This is a genomic window from Cronobacter sp. HA18006 (assembly GCF_011605445.1).
GTDB classification, from domain to species: domain Bacteria; phylum Pseudomonadota; class Gammaproteobacteria; order Enterobacterales; family Enterobacteriaceae; genus Cronobacter; species Cronobacter sakazakii.
Window position 1 is genome coordinate 1 of sequence record NZ_JAANQB010000010.1, and the last position, 4,848, is coordinate 4,848.

The 4,848-nt window shown below is 48.7% G+C and carries 5 protein-coding genes and 1 tRNA gene; all 6 read right to left on the reverse strand.

The genetic code is table 11. The features are described from left to right. Positions 1 to 148 precede the first annotated feature (148 nt). Positions 149 to 382 (reverse strand): hypothetical protein, encoded by a 234-nt coding sequence (locus tag G9X48_RS01765; RefSeq protein WP_202628154.1) that lies wholly within the window; start codon positions 380 to 382, stop codon positions 149 to 151. Further along, positions 366 to 710 carry a DUF1232 domain-containing protein gene (locus G9X48_RS01770; protein ID WP_202628153.1) on the reverse strand — a complete coding sequence of 115 codons (345 nt, stop codon included), beginning with the start codon at positions 708 to 710 and terminating at the stop codon, positions 366 to 368. Before G9X48_RS01770 ends, G9X48_RS01765 begins: the two co-directional genes overlap by 17 nt. A 29-nt stretch (positions 711 to 739) precedes the next feature. Further along, positions 740 to 1,303 carry a recombinase family protein gene (locus G9X48_RS01775; RefSeq protein WP_106479232.1) on the reverse strand — a complete coding sequence of 188 codons (564 nt, stop codon included), beginning with the start codon at positions 1,301 to 1,303 and terminating at the stop codon, positions 740 to 742. 689 nt (positions 1,304 to 1,992) lie between these two features. Continuing rightward, on the reverse strand, positions 1,993 to 2,925 hold the full coding sequence (locus G9X48_RS01780) for a hypothetical protein (RefSeq protein WP_161583216.1): 933 nt from the start codon (positions 2,923 to 2,925) through the stop codon (positions 1,993 to 1,995). A 44-nt stretch (positions 2,926 to 2,969) separates the two neighbouring features. Beyond that, positions 2,970 to 4,625 carry a DUF6538 domain-containing protein gene (locus tag G9X48_RS01785; RefSeq protein ID WP_166499911.1) on the reverse strand — a complete coding sequence of 552 codons (1,656 nt, stop codon included), beginning with the start codon at positions 4,623 to 4,625 and terminating at the stop codon, positions 2,970 to 2,972. A gap of 129 nt (positions 4,626 to 4,754) precedes the next feature. After that, positions 4,755 to 4,830 (reverse strand) — tRNA-Phe (locus tag G9X48_RS01790). Positions 4,831 to 4,848: the final 18 nt, after the last annotated feature.

A 4,848-nucleotide genomic window follows, 5' to 3' on the forward strand; every position in this document is an offset into this window, starting at 1 on the left:
AGTGGTGCCCGGACTCGGAATCGAACCAAGGATTCATTGACTCAACAATGAAGTCACCGAATAACAGTAAGTTACCTTTACGCTTCGATTCCGAATGTACCACTGTTTTGTACCAGATACCACGACTTTGATGTTAACGAACTAGCAGTCAATCCTTGTTGGTTTTAGCTGACTTGAGCTTGTCGTAGATATCCTTGGCCTCGAATATGGTTGAGGCATCCACTTTGCCCATAACCTTTTCGGCTAATGCATCGACATGCTTGTCTAGCTCACCATCAAGCTTAAATTTGTCGTTAACCAGTTTCTTCACTTCGTGTTTGATGATTTTCTCTTTTGCTGTATCAGGTAGTAATTTATTGGCCACTCTAGTCAAAAAGCTCATCAGCCTTCCCTTTTGCTTTACCTTTAACCGCATCATCTATGCAACCTGCCACTGCTACAAGGGCGGCAGCGATTACAGCCATGTCATCCGTATACCCGAGTATCGGCGTTAAATCGGGGATAATATCTATCGGTGATACTAAGTACGCCAGCGCTCCGTAGATGGTTGCTCTGTGTTTAGCTGTGCAGTTCTCACTATCCAAGGCGTAATACAGACGGAGTACCTGCTCAAGCGACTCTTTCCCGATAGCTTTACAGTACTTCTTAACTTTTGACCAAAATCCGTCCTCGTTATAGTCTTCAATCTCGATCTTGCCTGTCCCATCCATTAACATTTCCTCACATTTGTGTTTTCATATCACTTGTCTAACAGATCAGGACGTTCGTTCCGAATGATCCGATAAATACTTGTGATCCCGATACCTAACTCCCGAGAAATCGCCGGTTTACTCATACCTTTTTCGACCAAATCTATAACTTCTTGAGCTTTACTTCTGGCAGTCGCTTTCCGACCTTTGTACTTCCCTTTGAGTTTTGCCAGTGCGATCCCCTCAGCCTGACGCTCCAGCATCATTTCACGCTCAAACGTGGCGATAGCCCCAATCATGGTCAGCATGAGCTTTCCGGTTGGTGTGGCCGTATTGATGCCGATATTGAGGATGTTCAACGCCACGCCTTTTCCCTGAAGGTATTCTGACACTTCCAGTAGATGACGGGTGTTACGGGCGAGGCGGTCCAGTTTCGTTACCTGTACTATGTCACCCTCACGAACAAACTCGAGCATTGCCTGTAGCTCTGGACGGTCATCTTTAGCCCCGCTGATTTTTTCTCTGAATATCTTCTCGCAACCGGACAAGGCTTCGAGCTGTGTATCCAGACTTTGCCCAGTGGTGGACACGCGGGCGTAGCCAACTGTAGCCATGTGGACTCCTTACCCTACCAATAGGCCATGCTACGATGCAAAGACCTGCCAAAATGCCAAAACAACCCTGTGACATGTCCCGAAAGGGCATTCCATCGTTGTGCTGGCGGCAGATCTTTAGGGCATGGTTATTGGCAGGGGAACAATAAGTAAGGGTGAAGTGATTATGCCGTTTCTGCTGGTGGGAAACTTGATGATAATGCTTTCAGGATTGCAGCAAGAAAGGCAGCCAGTGCTGCCCGAGCGGCTTGCCATAGGATACGCTTCAGATTCATTCTACGTCCCTCCAGTATAGAGTGCAGGGCGAAATACAGAGTCTCTCATGAGGCTTCTGAGGACGTTTTACGGGGGTATGTTTCATTAAGGAACTCCTGTGTGGTTATAGACAACTTTCTTATACCTACGCAGGGAGATTTCATTGAGTTAAGGGCGATACCAGCTTTGATGATGGGTGGAAAGATTGCAGTTTTTTATGACATCTTTCAGTTCTTGATTTAGTTATTGCCTTAAGGAATATCTACCTATAATCTACCGAGGAGTAAGATGAATTTGAGTAGTAAATTTTAATAAAACTTTAGAGTCCTATATAAGTGTGTGTTGGGGGCGGTTTCAAAGGTTACAACGTTTGAACAGCTCGAAAGCCCCGTCCTGTGAGGCTTTCTTTGTAACTTTTACTGTAATTTTTCTATCTAAATCCCGTATCCTCTGAGATGTGTCCGCTGGAAGTTGATATCACGCCGCTTTTCATAAGGAATACCAAGCCGTAGAAGCAATGTTCCCATTTCCCTGAGAGGCTGAGCAGGGCGTTTAAGCAGAAAAGCACATGCGTTCTGCCTTGCATCGTAGGCGTTTCGGGCTGAATCGCTATTTATTCGCATTCCCGGACCCGGACCACCAGTACAAGCTAATCGTAAACAGTGGACGTAGCCATCTTCCAGGCGGATAAGCTGGTTTAAGCGTCGGATACATTCTAACCAAATATCCTGTTCTTCATGCCTCACACGGATAAGCTTAGTTTCGGGATGATGTTTACGAAACCAGCAATCCCTCCGTTTATCGTGTTCCTTGTATCGCTTTAGCTTGTGGGCTGCTTCGTCAAATTCAACAATGCTGTGGCGTCTAACCGTCGAACCATCAGCGGCACTGAGCTTTTGTGTGATAAAGAAATCAACGCGATAGTTGCCGATTATCTTCTGCTTCTCGATTTCGTAGTAAGTCATAAAAGGTGAGCGCTTCTCTAGATAGCTCAGAGCATCACGTAACTGCTCACCAAACTGGCCTTCAAGTTTGCTCTCAAAAGCTGGAACAGAGAGCTTTAACTCGGCACGATATTCTATCGCCTCAATTAGCGGCACATTTTCGCTGTTATGGATGCTGTAAGTAAGCAGGGCAAGGGCATCACCAGCGGAAAGCCAGCCGTTTTTGTCGGGAATTTCACCGTGGATTAACCCGGATGTGCAGCACGACAGTACATTTTCGGGAGCCTTAAGCAATTTGGCATGTGTCCGCTGTACCCATTGAGTAAATCTGGCTGCCTGAGGCGTCATTTTCCGCAAGAAAGCAACGGAAAGCTGGGGGGCCCCATCAACGATCCGCCAGTCTGAGTCAGGAATTCTTAACATTTTGATAATCTCCAGTAAGTTACTGTGCCCTATACCGCTGAAAATCAGTTTTCCAGTCGCTTTAGCTTCAGTCTGGGGATTTGTTCAATGGCACGACGCTGGGCCTCCACGGACTTCTCTCCGTAGCCGTGGCTGGCCTTCGCTCTGTCAGATGAGTTTTCGTTGTGTCCGAGGATGCTGTCCTGAATTTCTTCACGGATGTCCAGATCACGGAACAGGGTAACGAGAGAGTGGCGGAAGCTGTGGGTGGGCTTGATACCGTTCCTCGTCAGGCCGTGTTCACGAATGTAATTGCCCCACCAACGCCCATAGTTATAGGAATATGAGCCATTTACTTCCGATTTTTCGGCAAAGAGCTGGTAGGTGCAGGACTGAACGAAATCAAGGAAGCCCAGTTCGAGCAGGTGGCTGTGTATCGGGAACTGACGCGTATTACCCATCTTGATCGACTGGCCTTCACCCATCGTCAGCCTGAAGCAGGGGGTACCGTCCACTTCCACTATGTCACCTTTACGGAGCTGGGCGATTTCTTCAACGCGGGCACCACAGTAGTACAGGATTATCGGTATCCAGTACGCCATTGCCCCGTGCGGTGTATCTTCACCGTGGAAGACGGGCAGGGAGAAGATGCGGCGGATTTCATCTCGACTGTAAGAGCGGATGATTGCCGGGCCAGCGATGGCTTTGCGTTTCTTCAGTTTGCTGAGCGGGTTATCTGTGAGCTTGCCGTCTTCTACCGCGACGCGGAAGACCGACGATAACTCCTTCATGATATTCTCGACGCGGACTGGGCTGATTTTTTCACCTTCAGCTTCCACCTGTTTATGCAGGGGGAGCAATCGCACAGCCTTTGACGGGCGGGATGGCAGTTTTTCGAGCAGGTTACGGAAGTCAGCGAGATCAGCAACGGTGATGTCTTCGGCGGCCTTCAGACCGATAAACTCGATGAAGCGGTTTGCCGATGTCGTGTAGGCGATAATCCGTTTTTCCGCCCGCAGTGGCTCATGATGTTTGACGTGCTCTTTATAACGTTCAAAGAGGTCTGCGAAGGTGAGCGTCTTCGTTTTTTCAACGGGCAGTGAATCCAGCCCTCTGCTTTTGGCGTAGAGACGTGGACGGAGATTCAGTAGATAGACGTTGGTCAGATCGCTACGGCGTTCAGCAAGCCTCCAAGCCAGACGTTTCCTCCAGAGAGGGGTAAGGACTACGGGCGTGTATTCGAGCGCCTCATCCAGCTCTACGGCCATCAGTTTGCAGATGGATTCGTCACGTTCTGCCTGCCATGTTTCTGATTTGTACAGGGGCTTGCGTTCGCGGTCTTCCAGCCAGTCGTGAATGATGTCGTTTTCCGGCGAGTGGAACATTCCTGTTTTACCATTGATAACATCTTCAACGACGTATCGCTCCCGGATTAGCTCGTCATTCTGCATGGTACTTGAAGCCCATACATCAGCGATCATTTCGATATCGGCATCAGTTAAGGACTCTTCCGCTTCAAGCTGCTTTTCTGCCAGCCTGAGCATCATGTCGATCTGAATGATTTTTGCGGGTGCACGTTCTCTGGCCTCCCTCACGTCTTTGGTATCAAGGGTGAACTTGATCTCACGTTTATTGAGGATGCCTTGCAGGTGTCTGGGGACGGCCTTACGGACGAGGTAAACGCCGAAACGGTTCTTTGTTGGTTGTATCATAATGCTCATTTTGTACCACCTTTTTGTACCACCGGGAAGCGGGGCCGGAGGAAAGTAAAAAGAGGTAACTACTGATAAACCAACAAGTTGTTGACTCAGAAAGCAAAAACCCCCGCCGAAGCGAGGGTTATAAATGAGTGGTGCCCGGACTCGGAATCGAACCAAGGACACGGGGATTTTCAATCCCCTGCTCTACCGACTGAGCTATCCGGGCAACGGGGCGCATTAAACC

Excerpts from the sequence above, each read along its gene's own strand:
- G9X48_RS01770 (WP_202628153.1), bottom strand. The coding sequence starts at position 710 with ATGGATGGGACAGGCAAGATCGAGATTGAAGACTATAACGAGGACGGA.
- G9X48_RS01765 (WP_202628154.1), bottom strand. The coding sequence starts at position 382 with ATGAGCTTTTTGACTAGAGTGGCCAATAAATTACTACCTGATACAGCA.
- G9X48_RS01775 (WP_106479232.1), bottom strand. The coding sequence starts at position 1,303 with ATGGCTACAGTTGGCTACGCCCGCGTGTCCACCACTGGGCAAAGTCTG.
- G9X48_RS01780 (WP_161583216.1), bottom strand. The coding sequence starts at position 2,925 with ATGTTAAGAATTCCTGACTCAGACTGGCGGATCGTTGATGGGGCCCCC.
- G9X48_RS01785 (WP_166499911.1), bottom strand. The coding sequence starts at position 4,625 with ATGAGCATTATGATACAACCAACAAAGAACCGTTTCGGCGTTTACCTC.